This window comes from Frankia sp. CcMO1 (assembly GCF_977945845.1).
Window position 1 is genome coordinate 1 of the sequence record NZ_CDWTMG010000340.1, and the last position, 3,942, is coordinate 3,942.

Here is a 3,942-nt window from a genome sequence, read left to right on the forward strand (position 1 = left end):
CCGCAACCCCGAAAACCAGCGGCTACGAACACGCTGCGCAACCACCCGCCGAGCCCGCAGATGCCTCAAACCCGCTTAACTTCGAAGAGCCTCCATGTGGCGGCCGGGCTCGCCCGTGAACGGCGAGCCCGTGGGCTGCGGCTGAACCATCCCGAAGCGACCGCAATCATCACCTCGTTCCTGCTGGAGGGCGCGCGGGACGGTCGCAGCGCCGCGGACCTGATGAGCGCCGGGCGAACCGTGCTCACCCGGGATGACGTCATGGAGGGCGTGCCGGAAATGCTCGGCGAGGTGCAGGTCGAAGCCACCTTCCCGGACGGCACCAAGCTGGTCACCGTCCACCGGCCGATCCCGTGATCCCCGGGGAGATCCTGACCGGCGACGATCCCGTCGAGATCAACGCCGGACGCCCGGTACGCACGGTGCTGGTCCGTAACACGGGCGACCGGCCGGTGCAGGTCGGCTCGCACTACCACTTCGCCGCGGCGAACCCCGCTCTCGACTTCGACCGGGCGAGTGCCTGGGGCCACCGGCTCGCGGTGCCCGCCGGCACCGCGGTCCGCTTCGAGCCCGGCGTGGAACGCGAGATCGAGCTGGTGCCGCTGGCCGGCACCCGGGTCGTGCCGGGCCTGCGGCCGGAATCGGCCGGCCCGTTGGACGCCGCGAGCGGCACCCGGATTGCGGACACCGCGACGATCGAGGACATACCGGGCTTTCAGGGAGAGGGTTCGTGAGCCGACTCGACCGCCCCCGCTACGCGGCGCTGTACGGCCCCACGGCCGGCGACCGTATCCGGCTCGCGGACACCGACCTGTTCATCGAGGTGACAGAGGACCGCAGCCGCGGGCCGGCGGGCACCGGGACCGGCGACGAGGCCGTCTTCGGGGGTAGCAAGGTCATCCGTGAGTCGATGGGACAGTCCCTGGCGACCCGCGCCGAGGGTGCGCCCGACCTCGTCATCACCGGTGCCGTCGTTCTCGACCACTGGGGTGTGGTCAAGGCCGACGTCGGGATCCGCGACGGCCGGATCGTCGCGCTGGGTAAGGCCGGCAACCCGGACACGATGGACGGCGTCCATCCCGACCTGGTGATCGGGCCCGGCACCGAGATCATCGCCGGTAACGGAAAGATCCTCACCGCCGGCGCGGTGGACTGCCACGTCCATCTGATCTGCCCACAGCAGGTTCCGGAGGCGCTGGGCGCCGGCATCACCACGCTGATCGGCGGCGGCACCGGCCCGGCCGAGGGCACGAAGGCGACGACGGTGACGCCCGGATCCTGGAACCTGACGCGGATGCTGTCCGCGCTGGACGACTGGCCGGTCAACGTCGTCCTGCTCGGCAAGGGCAACACGGTCAGCGACGAGTCGATGTGGGAACAGCTGCGCGCCGGGGCGGCCGGCTTCAAGCTGCACGAGGACTGGGGGACGACGCCGGCCGCGATCGACGCCTGCCTGCGGGTCGCCGACGCCGCCGGCGTCCAGGTTGCGCTGCACTCCGACACCCTGAACGAGGCCGGCTTCGTCGAGGACACGCTGGCCGCCATCGCCGGCCGGGCGATCCATGCTTACCACACCGAGGGGGCCGGCGGCGGGCACGCCCCGGACATCATCACGGTCGCGGCCGCCGGCAACGTGCTGCCGTCATCGACGAATCCGACCCGCCCGCACACCGTCAACACCCTCGACGAGCACCTCGACATGCTGATGGTCTGTCACCATCTCAACCCCAGCGTGCCCGAGGACCTGGCCTTCGCCGAGAGCCGGATCCGGCCGTCGACGATCGCCGCCGAGGACATCCTGCACGACCTGGGCGCGATCTCGATGATCGGTTCGGACTCGCAGGCGATGGGCCGGATCGGCGAGGTCGTCCTGCGTACCTGGCAGACCGCGCATGTGATGAAGCTCCGGCGCGGGTCCCTGGCCGGCGACGATCGGGCCGACAACGCCCGGGCCCGGCGCTACATCGCCAAGTACACGATCTGCCCGGCGGTGGCGCACGGCCTGGACGCAGAGATCGGCTCGGTGGAGCCCGGCAAGCTCGCCGACCTGGTGCTGTACGATCCAGCGTTCTTCGGGGTGCGGCCGTCACTGGTCCTCAAGGGCGGGTTCATCGCCTGGGCCGCGATGGGCGATGCGAACGCCTCCATCCCGACCCCGCAGCCGGTGCTGCCCCGACCGATGTGGGGAGCCGCCCGTGGTCCGGCCGCCGCGTCGTCGTTGGCCTTCGTCGCCCCGGCGGCGATCGAGGACGGGCTGCCTGGACGGCTGGGGCTCGCCACCCCGGTGGTGCCGGTCGCGGATGTGCGCCGCCGCGGCAAGGCGGATCTTCCCGAGAACACCGCGACACCGGACATCCGGGTGGACCCGGACACGTTCACCGTCACGGTGGACGGTGAGGCGATCGAGGCGGATCCGGTGAGCGAACTCCCGATGGCCCATCGCTACTTCCTGTTCTGACAGCGGCTGTCCTTATGATCGCTCCTGCTGTGGGATCCGGAGCGTTCGCACTCCCACTCGTGGTCGTCGTTGTCCCATTCGGCGTAGTAGCCGGCCTGGCAGCGGGGCTTGGGCGGCCGGTCCTGGCCGCAGGAGGTCAGAACGGGAGACAGTGCGACCGCCACCAGCGTCACACCGGTCACGCGGGCGCGTAGGCGTCCGCGTCTCGACCGTGATCCAGACCATGATCCAGGCATCTCCCACCTCTTTCGGGATCCGCTTTCGGGGTCCGCCGAAGGGCTCCCGCGGAACGGGATGCCATCGCCGGCCTTGCTCGCATGATTCGGCGCTCGCGTGATCCGGCATCGACCGCCGGCGGCGAACTCTTCCACACCCGGGTGGGCAGCATGACGGACTTGTCGTCCGAACGACGGATGGACTTCGACCACACGACACCCGGTCATGACGGCGGAGCCTCGTGTGACAGCGATATCGCAGGTGAGGGCGATATCGCACGGGACGGCGGGACCGGGGACGAGGCTGGTCCGACCGGGCGATCCGGACGGCGGGCGACGCTGCTGGTCCTCGCGGACGGCCGGATGCCCACGGGAGGTCACGCCCACTCGGGCGGTGTCGAAGCCGCGGTGACGGACGGGAGTCTGGCAAACCTGGCCGACCTGGCGGCGTTCCTCGTCGGACGGCTCACCACGACCGGCCTGGTCGCCGCGGCCTTCGCGGCCGCGGCCTGCCGGGCCGACACGCAGCCAGGTCCCACGACGCGGGCGCCACGCGCCGACCACGTCCCCGCCGCATCCGTCACCCCGGCCGCCCTCCCCCGCTCAACGCGATGCGAGCCGGGCTCAGGGGCGCACGCTGCTGCGAGCGGGCCGGGCCGCCTGGCCGGTGCCGCCCGCTCCACGTGCACCGCACCACCCGATCGCACTAGGCATGGTCGCCGCGGGCGCGGGTCTGCGTCCCTCGGACGCCGCTCTGGTCGCCGCCCACACCACGGTCACTGGACCCGCGACCGCCGCGACCCGCCTGATGGGGCTGGACCCCCTAGCCGTCACCGCCGTGCTCGCCCGGCTCGCCGACGAGGTCGAGGCGATCGCGCTGGCCGGTGCGGAGGCTTCCCGACGCCCGCCCCGGCTGCTTCCCGCTGTCACCGGCATCCGCCTCGATCTCCTGGCCGAACGGCACCGCACCACGGCGCTGCGGATGTTCACGTCCTGACCGGTGCCCGCCGGCTGGCACCATGGCAGCCATGAGACGGGGGGTCATCCTGGGCGGGGTCGCGGCCGGGCCGGAGGGCCCTCTCGTCACGGCCGCCCGAACGGGCCGCACGGCCGTGCGGGCACGGGCCGTCATCCGGGTCGAACCGGCTCCGGACGGCACGGCGAGGCTCACCGAGTTGCGCTCCGACGTGCCGGTCGTCCTGCGCCAGACCGGAGCATCCCCTGGTCGACCTAGGGCCTGTTTGGGAAGTACGTCCCGGGGTGGCCGTG

General features: G+C 71.9%; 3 protein-coding genes and 2 pseudogenes. All 5 read left to right on the forward strand.

Features of this window, described 5'->3' with window-relative positions; translation table 11 throughout:
* Positions 1-60 precede the first annotated feature (60 nt).
* Positions 61-357: an urease subunit gamma gene (locus tag AC08OU_RS23375; protein WP_476605822.1), complete on the forward strand. Its 297-nt coding sequence runs from the start codon at positions 61-63 to the stop codon at positions 355-357.
* On the forward strand, positions 354-734 hold the full coding sequence (locus AC08OU_RS23380; protein ID WP_462188506.1) for an urease subunit beta: 381 nt from the start codon (positions 354-356) through the stop codon (positions 732-734). The genes AC08OU_RS23375 and AC08OU_RS23380 overlap by 4 nt, the downstream gene beginning before the upstream one ends.
* Positions 731-2,458 (forward strand): urease subunit alpha, encoded by a 1,728-nt coding sequence (locus AC08OU_RS23385; protein WP_476605821.1) that lies wholly within the window; start codon positions 731-733, stop codon positions 2,456-2,458. Before AC08OU_RS23380 ends, AC08OU_RS23385 begins: the two co-directional genes overlap by 4 nt.
* 578 nt (positions 2,459-3,036) lie before the next feature.
* Positions 3,037-3,670 (forward strand): annotated as a pseudogene (locus tag AC08OU_RS23390) (urease accessory protein UreF).
* A 31-nt stretch (positions 3,671-3,701) separates the two neighbouring features.
* Positions 3,702-3,942, forward strand: a pseudogene (locus tag AC08OU_RS23395) (hypothetical protein); the annotation flags it as partial.

Excerpts from the sequence above, each read along its gene's own strand:
- AC08OU_RS23375 (WP_476605822.1), top strand. The coding sequence starts at position 61 with ATGCCTCAAACCCGCTTAACTTCGAAGAGCCTCCATGTGGCGGCCGGG.